The 22005-nt window shown below is 72.4% G+C and carries 19 protein-coding genes; 11 read left to right on the forward strand and 8 right to left on the reverse strand.

The window, feature by feature from the left end; translation table 11 throughout:
* Positions 1-151 precede the first annotated feature (151 nt).
* From hisC to hppD, 4 genes are all read right to left on the reverse strand, one after another.
* On the reverse strand, positions 152-1255 hold the full coding sequence (gene hisC, locus AB0K07_RS23895; RefSeq protein ID WP_363757681.1) for a histidinol-phosphate transaminase: 1104 nt from the start codon (positions 1253-1255) through the stop codon (positions 152-154).
* Complete coding sequence (locus tag AB0K07_RS23900; protein ID WP_363757683.1) at positions 1252-2229, reverse strand: RDD family protein; 978 nt, start codon at positions 2227-2229, stop codon at positions 1252-1254. The genes hisC and AB0K07_RS23900 overlap by 4 nt, the downstream gene beginning before the upstream one ends.
* Positions 2230-2305: 76 nt before the next feature.
* A complete protein-coding gene (locus tag AB0K07_RS23905) occupies positions 2306-3007 on the reverse strand; it encodes an RDD family protein (RefSeq protein WP_363757685.1) in 702 nt (233 codons plus the stop codon).
* Positions 3008-3018: 11 nt separating this feature from the next.
* Positions 3019-4224, reverse strand: coding sequence for a 4-hydroxyphenylpyruvate dioxygenase (gene hppD, locus AB0K07_RS23910; RefSeq protein WP_363757687.1), 1206 nt, complete (start codon positions 4222-4224; stop codon positions 3019-3021).
* Between the two features lie 139 nt (positions 4225-4363).
* Here hppD and AB0K07_RS23915 point away from each other — a divergent pair, with 139 nt between their 5' ends.
* The 6 genes from AB0K07_RS23915 to AB0K07_RS23940 all read left to right on the forward strand — a co-directional run bounded on the left by AB0K07_RS23915 (position 4364) and on the right by AB0K07_RS23940 (position 13602).
* Entirely contained in the window at positions 4364-4870 is a 507-nt protein-coding gene (locus tag AB0K07_RS23915; protein WP_363757689.1) for an Lrp/AsnC family transcriptional regulator, read from the forward strand.
* 109 nt (positions 4871-4979) lie between these two features.
* The gene (locus tag AB0K07_RS23920; protein ID WP_363757691.1) at positions 4980-6419 is read left to right on the forward strand and encodes a PQQ-binding-like beta-propeller repeat protein; all 1440 of its coding nucleotides are present in this window, start codon (positions 4980-4982) and stop codon (positions 6417-6419) included.
* A gap of 138 nt (positions 6420-6557) precedes the next feature.
* Positions 6558-8225 (forward strand): fumarate hydratase, encoded by a 1668-nt coding sequence (locus tag AB0K07_RS23925; protein WP_363757693.1) that lies wholly within the window; start codon positions 6558-6560, stop codon positions 8223-8225.
* Between the two features lie 259 nt (positions 8226-8484).
* On the forward strand, positions 8485-11466 hold the full coding sequence (locus tag AB0K07_RS23930) for a BTAD domain-containing putative transcriptional regulator (RefSeq protein ID WP_363757695.1): 2982 nt from the start codon (positions 8485-8487) through the stop codon (positions 11464-11466).
* A 35-nt stretch (positions 11467-11501) separates the two neighbouring features.
* Positions 11502-12911: a class II fumarate hydratase gene (locus tag AB0K07_RS23935; RefSeq protein WP_363757696.1), complete on the forward strand. Its 1410-nt coding sequence runs from the start codon at positions 11502-11504 to the stop codon at positions 12909-12911.
* A 91-nt stretch (positions 12912-13002) separates the two neighbouring features.
* Positions 13003-13602, forward strand: a complete 600-nt coding sequence (locus tag AB0K07_RS23940) for a GNAT family N-acetyltransferase (RefSeq protein ID WP_363757698.1) — start codon at positions 13003-13005, stop codon at positions 13600-13602.
* Here AB0K07_RS23940 and AB0K07_RS23945 read toward each other — a convergent pair.
* On the reverse strand, positions 13569-14114 hold the full coding sequence (locus tag AB0K07_RS23945) for a CGNR zinc finger domain-containing protein (protein ID WP_363757700.1): 546 nt from the start codon (positions 14112-14114) through the stop codon (positions 13569-13571). The two genes, AB0K07_RS23940 and AB0K07_RS23945, sit on opposite strands and share 34 nt — an antisense overlap.
* An 86-nt stretch (positions 14115-14200) precedes the next feature.
* Between AB0K07_RS23945 and AB0K07_RS23950 the strand changes: the two genes are divergently transcribed.
* Positions 14201-15166 (forward strand): DMT family transporter, encoded by a 966-nt coding sequence (locus AB0K07_RS23950; protein ID WP_363757702.1) that lies wholly within the window; start codon positions 14201-14203, stop codon positions 15164-15166.
* A 272-nt stretch (positions 15167-15438) separates the two neighbouring features.
* Complete coding sequence (locus tag AB0K07_RS23955) at positions 15439-17145, forward strand: S8 family serine peptidase (RefSeq protein WP_363757704.1); 1707 nt, start codon at positions 15439-15441, stop codon at positions 17143-17145.
* A 157-nt stretch (positions 17146-17302) separates the two neighbouring features.
* On the opposite strand, the gene AB0K07_RS23960 is transcribed toward AB0K07_RS23955, so the two are convergent.
* Positions 17303-17761, reverse strand: a complete 459-nt coding sequence (locus tag AB0K07_RS23960) for a hypothetical protein (protein ID WP_363757706.1) — start codon at positions 17759-17761, stop codon at positions 17303-17305.
* Positions 17762-17986: 225 nt separating this feature from the next.
* Between AB0K07_RS23960 and AB0K07_RS23965 the strand changes: the two genes are divergently transcribed.
* On the forward strand, positions 17987-18265 hold the full coding sequence (locus tag AB0K07_RS23965; RefSeq protein ID WP_363757708.1) for a hypothetical protein: 279 nt from the start codon (positions 17987-17989) through the stop codon (positions 18263-18265).
* Between the two features lie 182 nt (positions 18266-18447).
* Here the strand turns inward: AB0K07_RS23965 and AB0K07_RS23970 are convergent, their stop codons facing one another.
* On the reverse strand, positions 18448-19056 hold the full coding sequence (locus AB0K07_RS23970) for a helix-turn-helix domain-containing protein (protein ID WP_363757969.1): 609 nt from the start codon (positions 19054-19056) through the stop codon (positions 18448-18450).
* Positions 19057-19221: 165 nt separating this feature from the next.
* Here AB0K07_RS23970 and cysS point away from each other — a divergent pair, with 165 nt between their 5' ends.
* Both cysS and rlmB read left to right on the forward strand, forming a co-directional pair.
* Complete coding sequence (cysS, locus tag AB0K07_RS23975) at positions 19222-20637, forward strand: cysteine--tRNA ligase (RefSeq protein ID WP_363757710.1); 1416 nt, start codon at positions 19222-19224, stop codon at positions 20635-20637.
* The gene (gene rlmB / locus AB0K07_RS23980) at positions 20637-21770 is read left to right on the forward strand and encodes a 23S rRNA (guanosine(2251)-2'-O)-methyltransferase RlmB (protein WP_363757712.1); all 1134 of its coding nucleotides are present in this window, start codon (positions 20637-20639) and stop codon (positions 21768-21770) included. Before cysS ends, rlmB begins: the two co-directional genes overlap by 1 nt.
* Before the next feature lie 57 nt (positions 21771-21827).
* Here the strand turns inward: rlmB and AB0K07_RS23985 are convergent, their stop codons facing one another.
* On the reverse strand, positions 21828-21992 hold the full coding sequence (locus tag AB0K07_RS23985; protein WP_363757714.1) for a hypothetical protein: 165 nt from the start codon (positions 21990-21992) through the stop codon (positions 21828-21830).
* Positions 21993-22005 lie beyond the last annotated feature (13 nt).

Below are 22005 nucleotides of genomic sequence, written 5' to 3' on the forward strand. Positions count from 1 at the left end.
GGGTCTGGTGTTGCCGATCTTCGGGGTCTTCGCGTACCGCCGGCGCGCCCGGTTCCGGCAGCCCATGCCGGCCGTCTGATCGTCCGGTCCGGTCCGGTCCGGTCCGCACAGCACGGGGAAGGCGGACCGGACCGGCCGGCAATTGATCGGCTCAGACCAGCGCCGCCTCCGCGGCGGCCAGGAACGCGTCGTTCTCGGCCGGAGTGCCGATGGTGACGCGGACCCCGTCCCCGGCGAACGGCCGGACGATGACCCCGCGCGCCTCGCACGACTTGCCGAACGCCACCGCCTGGTCGCCCAGGGGCAGCCAGACGAAGTTGGCCTGGCTGGTCGGCACGTCGGGCACGAACTTGCGCAGCGCCTCGGTGACCCGGTCCCGCTCGGCGACGACCAGGGCGCAACGACGCTCCATCTCCGCGGCCTGGGTCAGCGCGGCGAGTGCCCCGGCCTGCGCAGCCGTGCTGGTGGAGAACGGGGTCACCACCTTGCGGATCGCCGCCGCCACCACCGGCTGGGCGACCAGCCAACCCACCCGCAGCCCGGCCAGGCCCCACGCCTTGGAAAGGGTGCGCAGCACCGCCACGTTCGGCCGGTCCAGGTAGTCGAGCCCGTCCGGCACCTCCGGGTCGGTGACGAACTCCCGGTACGCCTCGTCGATGACCACCAGTACGTCGTCCGGCACCGCGTCGAGGAACCGGTCCAGCTCGGCCCGGCGTACGGCCGTGCCGGTGGGGTTGTTCGGGTTGCAGACCAGGATCATCCGGGTCCGGTCGGTCACCGCGGCGGCCATCGCCGCCAGGTCGTGCCCGTGCCCGGCGTCGTTGGGCACCCGCACGCTGGTCGCGCCGCTGGTCGCCGCGATGATCGGGTACGCCTCGAACGACCGCCACGCGTAGATCAGCTCGTCACCGGGCAGGCAGGTGGCCCGCACCAGGTGCTCGGCGAGCGCGACCGACCCGCAGCCGGTGGCGATCCGGTCGGCGTCCACCCCGTACCGCTGGGCCAGCGCGTCGCGCAGCGCCACCACGCCCATGTCCGGGTAGCGGTGCGAGGCGGCGATCGCCTCGGTGACCGCCTCCACCACACCGGGCAGCGGCCCGTACGGCACCTCGTTGCTGGCCAGCTTGATCGCCTCTGGCAGACCCAGCTCGCGCGCCAGGTCGGCCGGGCTGCGCCCCGGTACGTAGCTGGGCAGCGCGTCGAGGTCGGCGCGGGTCAGCCGCAGCGCCGGCTGGTGACGTCCGGAGTCGGTCATGGGTTTTCTCCCGAGGGCTGGTCGCGGTCGTTCGGGGTGGCGGAACCGGTGGTCTGGGGTACCTGGACGACCACCGTCTGAGCGCGCTTGTCGTGCAGGGCCTGACGCAGCGGGTGGTCGAAGAGCGGGGAAAGAGCGTCGACGAGTTGCAGCACCAGGCCGAGACCGGCGCAGTACCAGAGCAGGGTGGGCATGCCCAGTGTCGTCCAGCGGCTGAGCGCCCGGCCAACGCCGAGGGGCTGGTCGGCGGCGAGTGGCACGGCGCGGATCCGCATCACCCGCTTGCCGACGGTCTGCCCACCGGCGGCCATGGCCGGCACCTCGTACGCCAGCCAGAGCGCGGTGGCGATGACCAGGATCACCACCAGGAGAAGCCCGGCCTGCTCACCGATCGGCGGCAGCCCCTCGGTGGAGGAGTTGCCCTGCTGCGCGCGCCGGAGCACCTCCCGCCAGTACGGCAGCAGCTCCTGGATCCACCGCCAGACGAACCAGCCGTTGACCAGGGCGTTCAGGGCGAAGACGATGCCGAAGTCGATCAGCCGGGCGGTGAACCGCTGGCCGTAGCCTGCCAACTCCAGGCCATGCGGGCGCGGCTCGGGCGGCCGTCCGGGCCAGCCCGGCGGAACACCGTGCGGCGCCCAGCCGGGCGGAACACCCTGTGGCGCCCAGCCGGGCGGGGCACCCTGTGGTCCCCAACCGGGAGGACCCGCCTGTGGTCCCCAGCCGGGGCCGTGCCCTGGTTGCGGACCCGGTCCCGGGTGCGGCGGCCAGCCCGGCGCGGTGGTCACCGGGCCGGGGGCGGCCGGCGCCGGGACGGCCGGGGTCACCGGGACGGGCGGCGGTTCCGCCGGAGGCGGCCCCTCCGGCGGGGTCTCGTCGACGGGGATGGGCGCACCGAGCCACCCCTCGCCGTCCCAGTAGCGCCGGGTCTCCGGGTCGGCGGGGTCGACGTACCACCCAGGTTCCACACTCACGCCGCCGCTCCGCTTCGCTGCGCGCCGGCGCGAGGCGCCACGCTACTGAACCTGCTGGTTCGCTCGCTCCGCTCGCTCACTGGGACACCTTAACGACGACGGTGGCGGCGAACTTGTCGTGGAGGCATTGCTGCCAGGGCTTGTCCCAGAGCTGCCACAGCCCGTTGAGATAGCTCAGGCCGGGAATCAGGCCGGCGACCTGTTGCACCAGGTACCGCTTGGCGGCGGCCCGACGGTCCAGGGTGCGGGCCGGGTCCAACGGCACGACCCGCAGCTTCATGCTCTTCTTGCCGAACGTCTGGCCGGTCTTGAACATCATCTCGACGTAGTAGACGTACCCGATCACGAGCGAGATCGCGACGGCCCCGAGGTCGATCCACAGCATCGGCAGCAGGAGGTCCCTGACGAAGTCGGGCTCGGGGAGGGTGCCGTCCGGCGCGACCTGGAGGAGATCGGGCATGACGACGGCCAGGTAAATGATCACCGCGGGTACGGCGAGCACCATGCCGATCACCATGAAGACCGCGGCGTCGATCAGAGTGGCCAGCAGCCGGTCGGTGAAACTGGCCAGCGGCTGCCCACCGGGGCTCAGCGTCGGTGGCGGGGCCACCGGTCGGGGCGGCCCGGCGTACCACGGCGGCGGACCGTACCCGGGTGGGGCGTACTGCGGTGGCAGGGCGTACCCCTGGGGGTGTGGTCCGGGCGGCGGGGCGACGCCGCCGGTGGCGGGCGGGGGCCCACCGACCGGCGGCGTCGGGTACGACGGAGGCTGCGTCACGCTGGACAGTGTTACAGGTTGCCGCGGGCTTCCTGCTCGCGCTCGATGGCCTGGAAGAGCGCCTTGAAGTTGCCCTTGCCGAAGCCGAGCGAGCCGTGCCGCTCGATCAGCTCGAAGAAGACGGTCGGGCGGTCCTGCACGGGCTTGGTGAAGATCTGGAGCAGGTAGCCGTCCTCGTCCCGGTCGACCAGGATCCGGCGGGCCTTCAGTTCCTCGATCGGCACTCGCACGTTGCCGATCCGGGCGCGCAGCTCCGGGTCCTCGTAGTACGAGTCCGGGGTGTCCAGGAACTCGACCCCGGCGGCCCGCATCGCGTCGACGCTGGCCAGGATGTCGTTGGTGGCGACCGCGATGTGCTGGGCGCCCGGGCCCTGGTAGAACTCCAGGTACTCGTCGATCTGCGACTTCTTGCGGGCGATCGCCGGCTCGTTGAGCGGGAACTTCACCTTGCGGGTGCCGTTCGCCACGACCTTGCTCATCAGCGCCGAGTAGTCCGTGGCGATGTCGTCGCCGATGAACTCCGCCATGTTGGAGAAGCCCATCACCCGCTTGTAGAACTCGACCCACTCGTCCATCCGGCCCAGCTCCACGTTGCCGACCACGTGGTCGACGGCCTGGAAGAAGCGCTTCGGCTGGATGCCGGCGTCGATCATCGGCTGCCGGTCCACGATCGGGCCGCGGGCCACGAAGCCGGGCAGGAACGGGCCGGTGTAGCGGGACCGGTCCACCAGCGTGTGCCGGGTGTCGCCGTACGCGGCGATGGCGGCCATCCGGACCGTGCCGTGCTCGTCGGACACCTCGTGCGGCTCGACGACGCCGGTGGCGCCCTGCGCGATGGCGTGCGCGTACGCCTTGTCCACGTCCGGCACCTCGAGCGCGATGTCGCTGACCCCGTCGCTGTGCTTCGCCACGTGCTCGACGCCGTCGGCGTCCGGGCGTACCGCACCGGTCAGCACGAACCGGGCCGAGCCGCTGGTCAGCACGTACTGGGCGTGGTCCCGGTAGCCCTGCTCGGGGCCGCGGTACGCGACGCAGGTCATGCCGAACGCGGTGGAGTAGTAGTGCGCGGCCTGCTTGGCGTTGCCGACCAGGAAGTGCACGTGGTCGAGACCCTTCACCGGGAAGGGGTCGTGGCTGATGTCGTGGTCGACGGCGCCGACGAGCCGGTCGACGTCGACGTCCTCGGTCGACTGGGGTCGGTCGATCGCCTGGGTCATGGTGGCCTCCCTCGCGTACCGGCCGGCCTCGTGGGCCGCCGTGGTTGGTTCCTGAGGCGAGGATCGCTGGGCCGGCACCGGGTGGGCAACTGTCGGCGTAAACGCTGGTCAGGTTGCGCATTCGGTATGGTCTGGACCCATGAAGGGTGAGCAGGCTGTACAGCTCGACACGCTCGACGTGCGCTTGATCGACCTGCTCGCCGAGGAGCCGCGGATCGGGGTGCTGGAGTGCTCCCGGCGGCTCGGGGTGGCCCGGGGCACCGTGCAGGCCCGGCTGGACAAGCTGGTGGACCGGGGTGTGATCGGCGGCTTCGGCCCGGAGATCTCACCGGCCGCGATCGGGTTCGGGGTGACCAGCTTCGTCACCCTGGAGATCAGTCAGCGGCACGGCCACGACCCGGTCACCGCCCACCTGGCCGCCATCCCCGAGGTGTTGGAGGCGCACACCATCACCGGCTCCAGCGACCTGCTCTGCCGGATCGTGGCCCGCTCCAACACCGACCTGCAACGGGTCATCGACCAGATCGTCTCCTCCGCCGGCATCACGCGGGCCTCGACGATCATCGCGCTGGCCGAGCAGATTCCCTACCGCACGCTGCCGCTCGTGCGCAGCGCCGTACGGACCGAGGGACGGGCGCCTTCCTGACGCTTCCGGTGGAGGAAGGGCCCCTGTTAACACCTCCGGCCCCAGAAAGCGTGGCGACACGGCGGCGCGGGCGTACGGAAGATCCGTGATCGTGGCTACCGTGTGCGGTGTGGCGAAGGGGAGCGTGCGCGGCGGGCTGCTGCTCGGCCTCGCCGTGGTCGTCGCCCTCGCCGCCACCGGGGTGTGGAACCCCTTCCCGGGCCTGTGGGAGTGGGTGGACCGCAGCGAACCCATCTCCGAGCCGGACGTCGTCTGGCAGGAGCGGGTCGGCGGCACACCGCGCAGCGTGACCATCGCCGGCGACACCGTGGTGGTCGAGCAGCGCACCCGGGTCGAAGCCCGCAGCCTCGCCACCGGCGCCCAGCTCTGGGAGCGCAAGGCCGACTGGTCCGCGGTCGCCGGCGGCGACCGGGACCCGGTGGTCGCCGTCGGAAAGCTCCTGGTGAAGGGGTACGAGCTGCTCGATCCCGCCACCGGCGCGACCCGGCGGCGCGACGACGACGCGGTGGCCGTGTGGACGTACCGCAACCTGCTCCTGGACGCCCGCTGCTCGGACGCCACCGACTGCACCCTGAGCGCCTGGGACCCGCGCGGCACGGCACCACTGTGGACGGCCTTCCTCCCCGGCGTGAGCAGCGGGCTGCTCGCCGACAACCCCGGTCTGCGCGGCACCCGCCGGCTCACCGCCACCCGGATCGACGACCTGGTGGCGGGGCCGGAGTCGGTGCCACCACTGCTCGGCTTCCCGGTCGACGGTCGCGTGCACGTGGTCGACACCGCCACCGGCCGGGTGCTGCAGAACGTCGAGCCCGGCAGGGACGAGCGGATCTCCGTGGTCGGCGGCCGGATGCTGCGGATCGCCGCCCGCTCCCAGGACGGCACCTGCTACTTCGCCATCTCCGCGCGGGACCCGGCGACCGGGCAGGAGGCCTGGCAGCGCGCCGGCGTCAACCTGCGGACCGCCGACAGCGCCGGCTGTGCGCAGCGCGAGGACCCGCAGGGCGCGCGGAACGTCCTGATCGGGGTCGGCCCGGACGGCCGCGAGGCGGTCATCGACGGGTACGACGGGCGGCTGCTCTGGGTCGGCGAACCGGGTACCAAGCTGATCGCGGTCGACGACCGGTACGCCCTGTTCCGGGCCGCCGACAAGCGTTCGGTGGTGGCCCGCGAGCTGGGCACCGACCGGGTCCTGTGGACCCGACCCGCCAGCGGCAAGGCCGGCGCCGCGCTCACCCCGTACGCGGCGGTGGTCTCCGACGAGAAGCCGTCCCGGCTGGTCGCCGTGGACCCGCGCACCGGCCGTGAGCTGGCCGTCCTGCGGACCCCCGCGAACGCCCTCGCGGTCGGGCCCCAGGGCATGATCGTCGGCGAGGGGCGGGAGATCGGGTACGTCCGCTTCGGCGCGACCGGCGGCGGCACCCCCGCCCGGCCACCCGGCGACGGCGGCGTCAACGGCCCGGGCACCACCGGCCCCGGCTCCGGGGACGACGACAACTGCGGGCCCAAGCGGGAGCTCTGCCCCGACCCGGCCGGCGGCAAGGACGGCTGAGCCGGCGGGCCGACGCCGCCCGCCGGGCGGTGATCGGGACGAGGCGGGAGCGCGGCGGGCCGGGCGGATGAGAGCGGCGTCCCAGGAGCAGCCCGGCGGGTGGGAATGATCGACCGGTCTGCCCTAGGCTTGCCGCTCATGAGCAGTGCCGCCGCATTCTCGTACGCCCCCCTCCTGCCGACCGGCCCCGACCAGACCGACTACCGGCTGGTCACCGACGAGGGCGTGGACGTCGTACACGGCCCGGGAGGCCGCCGGTTCCTCACCGTGGAGCCGGCCGCGCTCACCGCGCTGACCGCCGAGGCGATGCACGACATCGCGCACTTCCTGCGCCCGGCGCACCTGGCTCAGCTCCGGGCGATCATCGACGATCCGGCCGCCTCGCCGAACGACCGGTTCGTGGCACTGGACCTGCTGCGCAACGCCAACATCGCGGCGGGCGGGGTGCTGCCGATGTGCCAGGACACCGGCACCGCCATCGTGATGGGCAAGCGCGGTCGGCACGTCCTGACCGACGGAGCCGACGCCGAGGCCATCTCCCGGGGCGTCTACCAGGCGTACACGAGGCTGAACCTGCGCTACTCCCAGCTCGCCCCGCTGACCATGTGGGACGAGCGGAACACCGGCAGCAACCTGCCGGCCCAGGTCGACCTGTACGCCGAGGACCCGGACGGGCACCCCGACGCGTACAAGTTCCTGTTCATGGCCAAGGGCGGCGGCTCGGCCAACAAGTCGTACCTCTACCAGGAGACCAAGGCGCTGCTCAATCCGACGCGGATGATGCAGTTCCTGGAGGAGAAGCTGCGGCTGATCGGCACCGCCGCCTGCCCGCCGTACCACCTGGCCATCGTCATCGGGGGCACCTCCGCCGAGTACGCCCTGAAGACCGCGAAGTACGCCAGCGCCAAGTACCTCGACGCGCTGCCCACCGCCGGCTCGATGAGCGCCCACGGCTTCCGGGACCTGGAGCTGGAGGCGCAGGTGCTGGAGCTGACCCGCAACTTCGGCATCGGCGCGCAGTTCGGCGGCCGGTACTTCTGCCACGACGTGCGGGTGGTCCGGCTGCCCCGGCACGGCGCCTCCTGCCCGGTGGCCATCGCGGTCTCCTGCTCGGCGGACCGGCAGGCGGTCGCCAAGATCACCCCGTCGGGTGTCTGGCTGGAGCGGCTCGAGACCGACCCGGCGCGCTTCCTGCCCGACGTCACCGACGACGCGCTCGACGCCGAGATGGTCGTCCGGGTCGACCTGAACCGGCCGATGGACGAGATCCGCGCCGAGCTGTCCAAGTACCCGGTGAAGACCCGGCTGTCGCTGTCCGGTCCGCTGGTGGTGGCCCGGGACATTGCGCACGCCAAGATCGCCGAGCGGCTGGACGCCGGCGAGCCGATGCCGCAGTACCTTCGCGACCACGCGGTCTACTACGCCGGCCCGGCCAAGACCCCGGAGGGTTACGCCTCCGGCTCGTTCGGCCCGACCACGGCCGGGCGGATGGACGCCTATGTGGAGAAGTTCCAGGCCGCTGGCGGTTCGCAGGTGATGCTGGCCAAGGGCAACCGGTCGGGTCAGGTGACCCGCTCCTGCGAGCAGCACGGCGGCTTCTACCTCGGCTCGATCGGCGGTCCCGCCGCCCGCCTCGCCCAGGACTGCATCAAGCACGTCGAGGTCCTGGAGTACCCGGAGCTGGGCATGGAAGCGGTCTGGAAGATCGAGGTGGAGGACTTCCCCGCCTTCATCGTGGTCGACGACAAGGGCAACGACTTCTTCGCCGAGGTCACCAAGCCGGTGCTCACCGTCGGCCGTCGCTGACCGACGAGCACGCGAAGGGGGCGCCGGGCGGATCAGCCCGGCGCCCCCTCTCGTCGTCCGTGCTCCACCGACATCGGTGCGCCCGCCCCGGTGAGTGGGACGGGCGCACCGCCCCCGTCGGATGCCGTCACCGACAACCCGGAGCGAGTCTCCGGCGCGCCGCTGTCGATCCGCTCTCAGATCACTATCGCCGGATCGGCGCGATCCGTGACCGTGGGGCTACTCTGCTGGAAGTTGCACCATCGATGCGGGGGAGCAGATGCGGTTCGGGATCCTGGGACCTCTGCGGGTCGGCGGTGGCGAGTCCACCGTCACCGCCGGCCGCGACCGGATCGTGCTCGCCATGCTGCTGCTGCGCTCCGGTCGGCTGGTGCCGGTCGAGGAACTGGTCGACGCGGTCTGGGAGGAACGCCCGCCGGCCACGGCCCGCGCACAGTTGCAGACCTGCGTGTCGCGGCTGCGGCGTCGGTTCGCCGAGCTGGGGCTCTCGCCGGAGACCATCGTCACCGACCCGGCGGGGTACGGCGTCCGTACCGCACCCGCCGACCTGGACGCCGAGGTCTTCACCCGCGGTGTCGAAACCGCCCGGGCCGCTGTCGCCTCGGGTCGGCTGGTCGACGCGCGGGAACGGTTCCGCGCGGCTCTGGTGCTCTGGCGGGGTCCGGCGCTCGCCGGCATCCCCAGCCGCAGCGTCCGCCGCCGCGCCCAGGCGCTCGAGGAGCAGCGCCTCACCGCGCTGGAGGAGTGCGTCGACGTCGAGTTGCGCCTCGGTCGGGCCGCCGAGCTGCTCGAGGAGCTGACCGAGAGCGTCGACCAGCATCCGCTGCGGGAACGCCTGCGCGGCCAACTGATGCTCGCCCTCTCGTCGGTCGGCCGGCAGGCCGACGCGCTCACGGTCTACCGGGACGGCCGGCGGATCTACGCCGACGAGCTGGGCATCGAGCCGGGCGTCGAGTTGCAGGAACTGCACCAGCGGGTGCTCGCCGGCGACCTGGCCCTGGCCGGCCGGGAAACCGTGCCTGTCGCCCCGGTCCGGGCGTTGCCCCGGGCGATCGGTGACTTCACCGGCCGGCAGGACACGGTGGCCCGCCTGGTGAAGGAGATCGAGGAGGACGGCACCCGGATCCAGCTGATCGACGGGATGGCCGGCAGTGGCAAGACCACCCTCGCCGTGCACGTGGCCACCGCGCTCGCCGACCGCTACCCGGATGCCCAGCTCTTCGTCGACCTGCACGGGCACAGCGAGCGCACTCCGTTGACGCCGGCCACGGCCGTGGCCTCCCTGCTGCGCCAGCTCGGCGTACCCGCGGAGCGGATGCCGGTGGACCCGGACGACCGGCTGGCGCTGTGGCGGACCGAGCTGGCCGGCCGGCGGGCACTGGTGGTGCTGGACAACGCCGCCAGCGTCGACCAGGTGGTGCCGCTCCTGCCCAACGGCTCGCACTGCCTGGTCCTGATCACCAGTCGCCGCCGGCTGGTCGGGGTGGACGAGGGGCGACCGTCGTCACTGCCCGTTCTCGACGCCGACGAGGCGATCGAGCTGCTCGGACGGGTGGCCGGCGCGGAGCGGGTCGCCGCCGAACCGGAGGCGGCCGCCGAGGTGGTGCTTCGCTGTGGCCGGCTGCCGCTCGCCATCCGGTTGGCCGGTGCCCGCCTGGCGCACCGACCGCACTGGCGCGTCGCCGACCTCGCCGAGCGGCTGGTCGCCGGCGCGGGTCCGCTGGCCGAGCTGACCGCCGGCCAGCGCTCGGTGGGGCAGGCGTTCGCCCTGTCGTACGCGCAGGTCTCGCCGCCGGCGCAGCGGCTGTTCCGGCTGCTCGGCCTGTTCCCGGGCGGACGGCTGGACAGGCAGGTGGCCGCGGCCCTCGCGGACTTGTCACTGGCCGACGCGCAGGAGCTGCTGGACGAGCTGGTGGACGCGCACCTGGCGGAGGAGGTGCAGCCGGGCCGGTACCGGTTGCACGACCTGCTCCGGGAGTACGCCCGGCTACTGCTGGAAGGCCGGGAGCGGCGCAACGAACGCCAGGCCGCCCTGGAGCGGCTGCTGGACCATCACCTGTCGGTCACGGTGGCGATCGCCTGGTCGATCGAGGCGGCGGGCAGCCGGCGCACCATTCCGGTCTGTACGCCCAGCCGGCCCGATCTGGTGGCCGCCCCGGCGTCCGAGGGGCGGGCGTGGTTCGAGGAGAACCTGGCCGCGCTCACCGCCCTGGTCCGGTTGGCCGAGGAGGAGGATTTCCCGATTCAGTGCTGGCAGCTGGCCCGGGCCTGCTGGCGGCTCAATTTCGACGGCGGGCACCTCGACGAGCTGATCGAGACCCACACGATCGGGCTCCGGGTCGCCGAGCGGTTGGGCGACGAGGCGGCGATCGCCGTGATGCTGAACTACCTCTCCTCGGCGTACTTCCGGCTGGCCCGCTTCCCGGACGCGATCCGGTCGATGGAGGTGGCGCTCGACCTGCGCCGCCGGCTCGGTCTGCGGGGCGACGTGCTCAGCACGCTGTGGAACCTCGGGATCTCGTACGCCGCGAACGGTGACTTCCGGCAGGGCAAGGCCAAGTTCGACGAGGCGCTCAGCATGGTCGTCGGGCCGGATGACGCCCACGAGCTGACCAACCTGCAGAACAACCTGTGCTTCGCGCTGATCGGCTGGGGCCGGTACGACGAGGCCCTGCGCACCGCCCGGCGGCACCTCCTGCTGGCCCGCCAGACGAAGGACATGCGGCAGACCGTCAACGCGCTCGGGCATCTCGGCATGATCCGTCATCGCCTGGGCCACCTCGCCCCCGCCCGTCGGATCCTGCGGCTCGCGCTGCATCTCAAGCGCCGCTGGGCCAACCGGTTCGGCGAGGGGGAGGTGCTCAACGAGATCGGCGTGATGGAGCGCGAGGCCGGGCGGCCGGACCGCGCCGCCGCCCTGCACCGGGACGCGCTGGTGGCGATGATGGAGGTGGGCGACCGGGTGGGGCAGTGCGCCTCGCGCAACCTGCTGGCCCGGGCGATCCTGGACCAGGGCGACGTCGCCAGCGCGTTGGACCTGCACCGTCGGGTGCTCGGCGACGCGACCCGGTTGAGTGTCCGGTACGAGCAGGCCCGGGCCCTGGAGGGTATCGCCCGCTGTCTACGGGACACCGACCCGAGGGCGGCTCGCGCGCATCTGACCCGGGCTCTGCCCCTGTTCCGACAGATCGAGTCACCGGACCAGCACGAGGTGGAGCGACTGCTGACCGAGTTGGACTGAGGGTTCATCTGCGAGTCGGCGGCGGGCGCGGCAGGATGGTACGCGTGACGACTCCAGAGGCGACTGGTTACCGGATCGAACGCGACTCGATGGGCGAGGTGGAGGTGCCCGCCGAGGCGTTGTGGCGGGCCCAGACGCAGCGTGCGGTGCAGAACTTCCCGATCTCCGGCCGGGGCATCGAGCCGGCCCAGATCAAGGCGCTCGCCCAGATCAAGGGCGCGGCCGCCGAGGTCAACGGTGAGCTGGGGGTGATCGACGCGAACGTGGCCGCGGCGATCGGGGCCGCCGCCGCGCACGTGGTCGCCGGCGGGTACGACGACCAGTTCCCGGTCGACGTGTTCCAGACCGGCTCCGGCACGTCGTCCAACATGAACGCCAACGAGGTCATCGCCACCCTGGCCAGCCGGGAGCTGGGTCAGGACGTGCACCCGAACGACCACGTCAACGCCTCCCAGTCGAGCAACGACGTCTTTCCGTCCTCGATCCACCTGGCCGCCACGCAGTTCATCGTGGAGGATCTGCTGCCGTCGCTGGGCCAGCTCGCGGAGGCCTTGGAGGCCAAGGCGGGGGAGTTCGAGACCGTGGTCAAGGCGGGCCGGACCCACCTGATGGACGCCACCCCGGTCACGCTCGGGCAGGAGTTCGGCGGGTACGCGGCGCAGGTCCGCTACGGCATCGACCGGCTGGAGTCGGCGCTGCCCCGGCTGGCCGAGCTGCCGCTGGGCGGCACCGCCGTGGGCACCGGGATCAACACCCCGCTCGGCTTCGCCGCCGCCGTCATCCGCAAGCTGCGCGAGTCGACGGGGTTGCCGCTGGCCGAGGCCCGCAACCACTTCGAGGCGCAGGGCGCCCGGGACGCGCTGGTGGAGACCTCCGGCCAGCTGCGCACCATCGCGGTGGGCCTCTACAAGATCGCCAACGACATCCGGTGGATGGGCTCCGGCCCCCGGGCCGGCCTGCGCGAGCTGCGCATCCCCGACCTCCAGCCCGGCTCGTCGATCATGCCCGGCAAGGTCAACCCGGTGGTCGCCGAGGCGATGCGGCAGGTCTGCGCCCAGGTGATCGGCAACGACGCGACCGTCGGCTTCGCCGGCTCGCAGGGCGACTTCGAGCTGAACGTGATGCTCCCAGTGATGGGCCGCAACCTGCTGGAGTCGATCCGGCTGCTGTCCGCGGCGAGCCGACTGTTCGCCGACCGCCTCGTGGTCGGGCTGGTCGCGGACGCCGAGGTCTGCCTGGCGTACGCCGAGGGCTCGCCGTCGATCGTGACCCCGCTCAACCGCTTTCTCGGGTACGACGAGGCCGCGTCGATCGCCAAGGAGGCGCTGGCCAAGCAGACCTCGATCCGCGAGGTGGTGATCTCCCGGGGGCACGTGGACTCCGGCAAGCTCAGCGAGACCCAGCTCGACGAGGTGCTCGACCTGCTCCGGATGACCCACCCCTGACGCGCCCGCGCCGGATGTGGGGGCGCGGACCTTCGAGGTGGCCGCGGTAAACAGCTCGACCATGCCGCGGGGTGGACGGGATGATCCCGCCATGGGTGGAGATGACGCGGGCCTGCCTCCGGCAACCGAGCGGCTGCGGTTGCGGCGGCTCACCGTGGGTGATGTGGACGCGCTGGTCGAGCTGGACAGCGATCCCGAGGTGATGCGCTACCTCACCGGCGGCGTCGCCACCCCGCCTGCCACGGTCCGCGACGTGCAGCTGCCGAAGCTGCTGGCCCAGTACGACCGGCATCCCGGGCTGGGTCGCTGGGCCGCGCTGGACCGGGAGAGCGATGCGTTCCTGGGCTGGTTCGCGCTCGACCCGTCGGCGGACGGTACGGAGGCCGAGCTGGGCTACCGGCTCCTCCGCTCGATGTGGGGGCGCGGTCTGGCCACCGAGGGTTCCCGGGCACTCGTCCGGTACGCCTTCGACGCCGTCGGCGTGCGGCGGGTCTGGGCCGAGACGATGGCCGTCAATGAGCGTTCCCGGCGGGTGATGACGAAGGCGGGGCTGCGCTACGTACGCACGTTCCACCTCAAGTGGGACGACCCGATTCCGGGCACTGAGCACGGCGAGGTGGAGTACGAGCTGCGGGCCGAGGAGTGGGCGGACACCGCTCAGGAGCGGCCGGCGGCCCGGCGGGCGCGGTAGGCGGTCACCGCGGCGCGGTTGCCGCAGCCGGCTTCACAGAACCGCCGCGACCGGTTGCGGGACAGGTCCACCACCACGTTGTCGCAGTCCGGGTACTCGCAGATCCGCAGTCGGCTCAGTTCGCCGGCGCGGACCAGGTCGGCGATGGCCATCGCCGCCTCCACCGCGATCCGGGTGGCCAGCGGCGCGTCGCGGGGCACGGCGTGCAGATGGTACGGCTCGTCGTCGTGCTCGATCAGCTGCGGCAGTGCCCGGTGCTCCAGCAGCAGGCCGTTGACCACGGCGACGATCTCGGCCGGCTCGGCGTGCCAGATGCGGCGCAGCCGGGGCCGCAACTCCCGGACCGCGCGCAGCTCGGCCTCGGTGTGCTCGTGCCGCCCGCTGTAGGAGTGCCGGGTGAAGAAGGCGTCCAGCGCCGCGATGTCGGGCAGCAGCTCGCCGTCCCGACCCGCGGTGTTGACCAGCGCGGCGGCGGCGATCAGCGAACATTCGGTGTCATGAGCGAACAGCAACTTGACTCCTGTCACAGGGGTCGCCTAGCGTCATGGGCACAAGGATAGTTTGCTCATGACACCGCCGCCGTCCCGAGGAGCGCAGGATGCAGTCACGACCCGCCGCCGGCGCCGCGTTGGCGCTGCTCTCCGCGGTCACCTTCGCCACCTCGGGCACCTTCGCGCGGTCGCTCATCGAGGCCGGCTGGTCGGCCGAGGCGGCGGTGATCGCCCGGGTCGGCGTGGCCGCCCTGGTGCTGGCCATCCCCGCGCTGCTGTCGCTGCGGGGCCGGTGGCACGTGCTGCGCCGCAACGTCACAGCCATCGGGATGTTCGGGCTGCTCGGCGTGGCCCTGGCCCAGGTCTGCTTCTTCAACGCCGTGCGCTACCTGCCCGTCGGCGTCGCACTGCTGCTGGAGTACCTGGGCATCATCCTCGTCGTGGGCTGGATGTGGCTGCGGCACGGGCAGAAGCCGCGCCGGCTCACCGTGGCCGGTTCGGCGGCCGCCCTGGTGGGGCTGGCGTTCGTGCTGGACCTCACCGGCACCGCCGGCTTCCACCCGGTGGGCGTGCTCTGGGGCCTGGGTGCCGCGTTGGGTCTCGCCGGCTACTTCGTACTCGCCGGTCGGGTCGACCCCCGGCTGCCCTCGGTCGCCATGGCCAGCGGTGGGATGGCCGTCGGTGCGGCAGTGCTGCTCCTCGTCGGGCTGACCGGTCTGCTGCCGCTGCACGCCACCTTCGGCGAGGTCACCTTTGCCGGGCAACGCACCAGCTGGCTGCTGCCCATCGCCGGGCTCTCCCTGGTGGCTGCCGTGATCGCGTACCTGGCCGGTATCGCCGGCACCCGGATCCTCGGCCCCCGGCTCTCGTCGTTCGTCGGGCTGACCGAGGTGCTCTTCGCGGTGCTGATCGCCTGGCTCCTCCTGGACGAACTACCCACCGCCTGGCAGTTGTTCGGTGGTGGGCTGATCGTCGCCGGGGTGGCGCTGGTCCGACTCGACGAGCTGCGCGGGTCGTCATCGGCGCCGGTGCCAGTCTCGCCCGAGCTCGCGCTGGCCGCCGACGCTCGGTGAGATGGTGGCCCCGTGCTGACCGCCGTGGTGTTCGACGCCGGGGTCCACCATGGCCGATCTGTCGGCAGTGCCGGCTGAGCTGCCGGCAATGGGGGCTGACCTGCCGACGGTGTCGTCCGACCGGCCGCCAGTGCGGGCCGATCTTCCCAGGACACGTGTCGACCTGGGCGGATGAAGGAGAGATTCACCGCCATAACGGGCGTTCATCTGGCGTAAATCCGCCGGGTGCTGTGTGATGGCTGCCACGTCCCTCAACGAGAGGATCCGATGTGGTGAGCAAGCGCTTCACCGCCGGTGCCGTCGCGACCGCGACAGTGCTGGCACTTACGGCGACGGGGTTGGGTGTACCGGCCAGCGCCGCGCCGACCAGCTCCCGGACCTTCACGGTCGTCGCCGAGGACGGCGTCACCGCCGACACGGCGGTCGCGGCGATCCGCGCGGCCGGCGGCACGGTGGTGTCCCGGTCCGACGAGGTCGGCATGTTCCAGGTGACCAGCGACCGGGCCGACTTCGCGGCCAGGGCGACGGCCGCCCCGACGCTGATCGGCGCCGCCGAGCAGAAGGCGATCGGGCGCAAGCCGAAGCTGGACCGGGTCGAGCAGGAGCAGGTGCCGCCCACCGCGGCCGCCGCCGGCGCTGCCAAGAAGGGCGCCAAGCTGGACCCGCTCGACGACAAGCTCTGGGGCCTGGAGATGATTCGGGCCGATGAGGCCCGCAAGGTCGAGCCGGGTGATCGCCGGGTGACCGTCGGCGTGCTGGACACGGGCGTCGACGCGAGCAACCCCGACATCGCGCCCAACTTCAACTGGGCGCTGTCGCGCAACTTCGCGCCGGACCTGACCGACGTGGACGGTCCCTGCGAGGTGACGAGCTGCCTCGACGCGGTGGGCACCGACGACGGCGGGCACGGCACCCACGTGGCGGGCACGATCGGTGCCGCCGCCAACGGCTTCGGCCTCTCCGGCGTCGCCCCGAAGGTCTCGCTGGTCGAGTTGAAGGGTGGCCAGGACTCCGGCTACTTCTTCCTCAACCCGGTGGTCAACGCCCTGATCTACGCCGGCCGGTCCGGGATCGACGTCGTCAACATGTCGTTCTACGTCGACCCGTGGCTCTACAACTGCACCGCCAACCCGGCCGACTCCCCGGAGGACCAGGCCGAGCAGCGGGCGATCATCAAGGCGATGAAGCGGGCGCTGATCTTCGCCCACAACAAGGGCGTCACCCTGGTCGGCGCGCTCGGCAACAACAACGAGGACCTGGGCGCGCCCCGCACCGACATCTCCAGCCCGGACTACGGCGCCGACCCGTACCCGCGCCCGATCGACAACGAGAGCTGCTGGGACCTGCCCACCGAGGGCCCGCACGTGATCGGCGTATCGGCCGTCGGCCCGTCCGGCAAGAAGGCGGACTACTCCAACTACGGCACCGAGCAGATTTCGGTCGCCGCGCCGGGTGGCTTCGCCCGGGACGGCTTCGGGACCCCGACGTACAACAGCCCGGGCAACCGGATCCTCTCCACCTACCCGCTGAAGGTGCTCCAGGAGGAGCCGATCTCCCCCACCATCCCGGATCCGCGGGTGGACGCCAACGGCAACATCGACCCGCGGGTGGCCTCGCTCGTCTTCAAGCAGTGCAAGGCCAACGGTGAGTGTGGCTACTACACCTACCTCCAGGGCACCTCGATGGCGTCCCCGCACGCCGCCGGCGTCGCCGCGCTGATCGTCAGCCGGTACGGCAAGCCGGAGCGCCAGGGTGGCTTCGGCATGTCGCCGGACCTGGTCGAGCAGCACCTCTACCGGACGGCGGCCGAGCACGCCTGCCCGGAGCCGCGGCTGCAGCAGTACCGCAACGAGGGCCGGGACGAGACCTACGACGCCTACTGCGCCGGTGGGGTCAACTTCAACGGCTTCTACGGGTACGGGATCGTCGACGCCTACGCGGCGGTGAAGACCCCGCTCAAGCCGAACGCCCGACCGTAGGGCAAAGCTTCGGGGCCCGGTCGACCACGGTCGACCGGGCCCCGACGTCATTCCAGGGCTCGATCAGCTCGAGATCCTTGCGATGCCGGTGTGTCACCGCCCCGGGAACAGCACGGTTTCGATGAAGCCGAGATGACCGTGCCGCTCGGGCCCGAGATCACCGGCGCCATCCACGGGCGATGAGCGCGGTGCGCACCTCGCCGAGCACCGCCGGGAACTCGGCGTGCAGACGTCGGCTGGTCACGTGGAGCACCAGCCAGCCCGCGCCGACGAGCAGGTTCATCCGGCGGCGATCGAGATGCAGCTGATCGCTGTCGGCCTGCCGTTGCCCGTCGTACTCGACCGCGACCCGGTACTCCGGCCACGCCAGGTCGGGATGCAGGACCACGCCGTCGGGCAGGCGGATCGCATGCTGGACGATCGGCCGTGGCAGCCCACCGAGCACCAACCGCACCCGTAGTTGCGACTCCGGCGGGGACTGGGCTGCGGGGTCGGCCAACTCGAAGAGCCATCGTGCTCGTCGCCCACCGGGCCGGTCCGCGTTGCGGGCAGCCACCTCGGCGAGCGTGTCGCGATCGGTCATTCCCTGCCGCAGGAGATCGTCGACAATCGTCACCGCGCGGACCGGTTCGAGCCAGACGGCGGACTCCCAGGCGGCCCGGCCCGGGTCGGAGCGGGGGATCGGACCGCCTGAGCAACGGATCGACTCCGACCCGAGAGCGCCTGTCACCCCGCGGCCCGAGCCGCTCGCACCGATTCGACGGGACTGCTTCGCTGGTCGGGTAGGCCCTGCGGCCTTCGGGGACGTCTCGGCAGGTGGTGGCGGGGCAGGATCGCCAGCATGCACATGGAGGCCACGCTGCGCGCCGATCCGGAGCGGCCGGGGCACGAGGACATGGACGTCGTCGGTGAAGGTGGCGGCGTGTTCGACACCGTGCAGGTAGGCGGCCGACGGGCCGGCGACCAGCACGCCGGGTGGCAGTCGGAGGAGAGCGGCCCGACAGGCGAGGGCGTGGTCCCGCTCCAGCCGCGCGTCGGCGTAGATGTCATGGCGCAGTCGCACCCACGCGGCGCTGCGCAGCTGATGTTCGGTGATCAGGCCGTCCCGGATCGCGTCTGATCCTCGGAAGACCTGCCAGGCCAGGGCGTCGGGTCGGTGCGGACGAGGCGGCATGCCGAGCAGCGTGCCGGCCGCGGACCAGCCTCCGACAGCCCTGTGGACAACCTGCCCTGCGAGTCCCGGCGACCCCTGTGGACAACCGCGAACCCAGCCGCCGATCGTGGTATGCGGCGGGCGATGGGTCAGCGGAGGGCGGTGGCGATGGCCGTGGCAGCGTTGAGGACCTCGGGGCCGACCGTGTCGACGTCCAGCGGGGCGAGGGCGACCACGCCGACGCTCGCCTCCAACCCCGGTACGCCGAGCACCGGCGCGGCCACCCCGTACGCCCCGGACTGCAACTCCCCGCTGCTGCTCACCGGTCCCGCCGTCCCGGCTCGGCCGGCCAGGATGGCCCGACCCGCGGCGCCCCGGTCCAGCGGATGCCGTGCCCCGGTCCGGTACGCGACGTGGAACGACGTCCAGCTCGGCTCGACCACGGCCAGGGCGACGCCCTCGCCACCCTCGACCACGGTGAGGTGCGCGGTGGCGCCGGCCTGCTCGGCGAGCCTGCGCAGGGCCGGAAGCGCTCCCTCGGCGAGCAGGGGCTGGGCGCGCCGGGCCAGGTGCAGCAGCCCCGCGCCGAGGCGCAGCCGGCCGTCGACGTCGCGGCGCAGCATGCCGTGCCCGGTCAACGGGCCGACGAGCCGGTAGACGGCCGCTCGCCCGATGCCGAGCTGGTTCGCCACCTCGGTGACGGTCAACCCGCCGGGTGCGTCGGCGACCAGGTGCAGCAGCCGTAACCCCCGGTCCAGGGTCTGTGCCGTCTCCCCGGTCCGCCCGCCAACCGCGTCGGTCCGGCCGGCGGGGGCGCTGGGGCTGGCCGGCGGCTCATCGGGGCGTGCGGTCGCATCCACGCCTGGCAGCGTACGACCCGGCACCGGCCGGCCTGGACAGGCCGGGACGGCTACCCTTGTACGGTGACGCTACGCCTGTATGACACCGCCACCCGATCGGTCCGGGACTTCGTCCCGCGGGAAGCCGGCAAGGTGGGGGTCTACCTGTGTGGTCTCACCCTGCAGGCTCCGCCGCACATCGGTCACCTTCGCTCCGGCGTCAACTATGACGTGTTGCGCCGCTGGCTGCTGGCCGCCGGCTACGAGGTCACCTTCATCCGCAATCTGACCGACATCGACGACAAGATCCTGGTCAAGGCGGGTGAGCAGGGCCGACCGTTCTGGTCCATCGCGTACGCCAACGAGCTGATCCTCGCCGAGTCGTACCGGGCGTTGAACGTGCTGGCGCCCACCTACGAGCCGCGCGCCACCGGGCACATCCCCGAGATGCACGAGCTGATCACCAAGTTGATCGCTGACGGGCACGCCTACCCGGCCACCGACGGCTCCGGCGACGTCTACTTCGACGTGGCGTCCTGGCCGGCGTACGGGTCGCTGTCGGGCCAGTCCCCGGACGCGATGCAGTCGGCCGGTGACGCCCCCGACCGGGGCAAGCGGGACCCGCGCGACTTCGCGCTCTGGAAGGGCGCCAAGCCCGAGGAGCCGGCGGACGCCTACTGGCCGTCGCCGTGGGGGCTGGGCCGCCCCGGCTGGCACATCGAGTGCTCGGCGATGTGCTGGCGGTACCTGGGCCCGGAGTTCGACATCCACGGCGGCGGGCTCGACCTCACCTTCCCGCACCACGAGAACGAGATCGCCCAGTCCCAGGCGGCGGGGCTGCCGTTCGCCCGCTACTGGGTGCACCACGGGCTGCTCAGCATCGGCGGAGCCAAGATGGGCAAGTCCGCCGGCAACGCGCTGGGCCTGGCGTACGTCGACTCGCTCGGGGTGCGGCCGGTGGAGCTTCGCTACTACTACGCCGCCGCGCACTACCGCTCCGTGATCGACTACTCGGAGGACTCGCTGCGCGACGCGGCCACCGCGTACCGCCGGATCGAGGGTTTCGTGCAGCGGGCGGCCGAGCGGGTCGGCGCCGGGCAGCTCGGCGAGCTGCCGAGCGGCTTCGTCGCGGCGATGGACGACGACCTCAACACCTCCGCCGCGCTGGCCGTGCTGCAACAGCAGATCCGGGACGGAAACACCGCGTTGACCGCCGGCGACGATGTGACCGTCCGCACCACGCTGGCCGCGGTACGGGCAATGCTGGATATCCTCGGGATCGACCCCCTCGACCCGGCCTGGACCGGTGGCGGCCGCTCGGATGATCTGCGTGCCGTGGTGGACTCCCTGATCGCGCTGGCCCTGGAGCAGCGCGCGCAGGCCCGGGGCCGCAAGGACTGGACTGCCGCCGACGCGGTGCGAGACCAGCTCAAGCTGGCCGGCGTGGTGGTCGAGGACACCCCCCAGGGGCCCCGTTGGACTATTGGAGAGCAGGACTGATGGCCGGCAACTCGCAGCGCCGTGGCCGGCGACTGACGCCGAAGGCGGGCGCCCCCAAGGGCACCGGCGGCAAGAACAAGGACTCCCTGGCCGGGCGCGGGCGCACCCTGCCCGCTGACGAGCGGCCGTGGCACAAGGGGTATTCGGGCACCGAGAAGCTGCCCCAGCGCACCGCCTGGAAGCAGGACAAGGAGCGCCGGGCGGCAGCTGAGGAGGGGCGTGCCCCGAAGATCGGCCAGCCCGGCACCAAGGACACCACCTGGGGCAAGGGCGGCGGCCGTGGCGTTCCGGTCAACCGGGGTGGCAGCACCGGCGGCCGTGGCGGCAAGCCCGCCGGCCGGTCCGGCCCCCGGGTCGCGCCGGGGCGCAAGTCCAACCCGGCCAAGGACACCCCGGAGCTGCTGGTCGGGCGCAACCCGGTGCTGGAGGCGCTGCGCGCCCAGGTGCCGGCGACGGCGCTCTACACCGCCCAGGGCATCGACATGGACGACCGGGTCAACGAGATCATCCGGACCGCCGCCGACCGGGGCATCGCCAATCTGGAGATCAGCCGGGCCGAGCTGGACCGGATGACCGGCGGGGTGCTGCACCAGGGCGTCGGGCTCCAGGTGCCGCCGTTCGCGTACCAGCCGTTCGAGGACATGGTGGCCGCGGCCATGGAGCAGCAGGCCCCGCTGCTGGTCGCGCTGGACGGGGTCACCGACCCGCGCAACCTGGGCGCGGTGATCCGATCGGCCGCCGCGTTCGGCGCGCAGGGTGTCTTCGTACCCGAGCGGCGTGCCGCCGGAATCACCGCGACCGCCTGGCGGACCAGCGCCGGCGCGGCCGCGCGGGTGCCGGTGGCCCAGGTCACCAATCTGACCCGGTCGCTGAAGGCGTGCCGGGAGGCCGGCTTCATGGTGGTCGGGCTGGACGCCGACGGTGACACCGACCTGTACGACCTCGAGGCCGCGGTCGGTCCGCTGGTCGTGGTGGTCGGGTCCGAGGGGCGCGGGCTGTCCCGGCTGGTCGGGGAGACCTGCGACCTGACCGTCAGCATCCCGATGATCTCCGACGTCGAGTCGCTCAACGCCAGCGTGGCCGCCGCCGTCGCCCTGGCCGAGGTGTCCCGCCGCCGCTCGGTCGAACTGTAACCACGTCGACGAGGCCCCTTCCCGCTGCGGGGAGGGGCTTCGTCGCGTCCCGGGCCGTCAGATCTGGCGGGTCCAGGCAACGAAGAGCAGTGCTCCGGCCAGCGCGATCAGCAGGGCGGCCGGGATCAGCCAGGGCCCGCGCCGTTCCCCGTCGAGACTCCGGGTCAGTCGCTGATGCACGGCGGCGATGCCGATCAGCGCGGCCAGTCCGGCGGCGGCCATCGGCAGGCCGACG

The organism is Micromonospora sp. NPDC049301 (genome assembly GCF_040678715.1).
Lineage (GTDB): Bacteria > Actinomycetota > Actinomycetes > Mycobacteriales > Micromonosporaceae > Micromonospora.

What these genes read in the sequence shown, in the direction of transcription:
- hisC (WP_363757681.1), bottom strand. Translation starts at nt 1,255, where the DNA reads ATGACCGACTCCGGACGTCACCAGCCGGCGCTGCGGCTGACCCGCGCC.
- hppD (WP_363757687.1), bottom strand. Translation starts at nt 4,224, where the DNA reads ATGACCCAGGCGATCGACCGACCCCAGTCGACCGAGGACGTCGACGTC.
- AB0K07_RS23915 (WP_363757689.1), top strand. Translation starts at nt 4,364, where the DNA reads ATGAAGGGTGAGCAGGCTGTACAGCTCGACACGCTCGACGTGCGCTTG.
- AB0K07_RS23925 (WP_363757693.1), top strand. Translation starts at nt 6,558, where the DNA reads ATGAGCAGTGCCGCCGCATTCTCGTACGCCCCCCTCCTGCCGACCGGC.
- AB0K07_RS23930 (WP_363757695.1), top strand. Translation starts at nt 8,485, where the DNA reads ATGCGGTTCGGGATCCTGGGACCTCTGCGGGTCGGCGGTGGCGAGTCC.
- AB0K07_RS23935 (WP_363757696.1), top strand. Translation starts at nt 11,502, where the DNA reads ATGGTACGCGTGACGACTCCAGAGGCGACTGGTTACCGGATCGAACGC.
- AB0K07_RS23940 (WP_363757698.1), top strand. Translation starts at nt 13,003, where the DNA reads ATGGGTGGAGATGACGCGGGCCTGCCTCCGGCAACCGAGCGGCTGCGG.
- AB0K07_RS23950 (WP_363757702.1), top strand. Translation starts at nt 14,201, where the DNA reads ATGCAGTCACGACCCGCCGCCGGCGCCGCGTTGGCGCTGCTCTCCGCG.
- AB0K07_RS23965 (WP_363757708.1), top strand. Translation starts at nt 17,987, where the DNA reads ATGCACATGGAGGCCACGCTGCGCGCCGATCCGGAGCGGCCGGGGCAC.
- rlmB (WP_363757712.1), top strand. Translation starts at nt 20,637, where the DNA reads ATGGCCGGCAACTCGCAGCGCCGTGGCCGGCGACTGACGCCGAAGGCG.
- AB0K07_RS23985 (WP_363757714.1), bottom strand. Translation starts at nt 21,992, where the DNA reads ATGGCCGCCGCCGGACTGGCCGCGCTGATCGGCATCGCCGCCGTGCAT.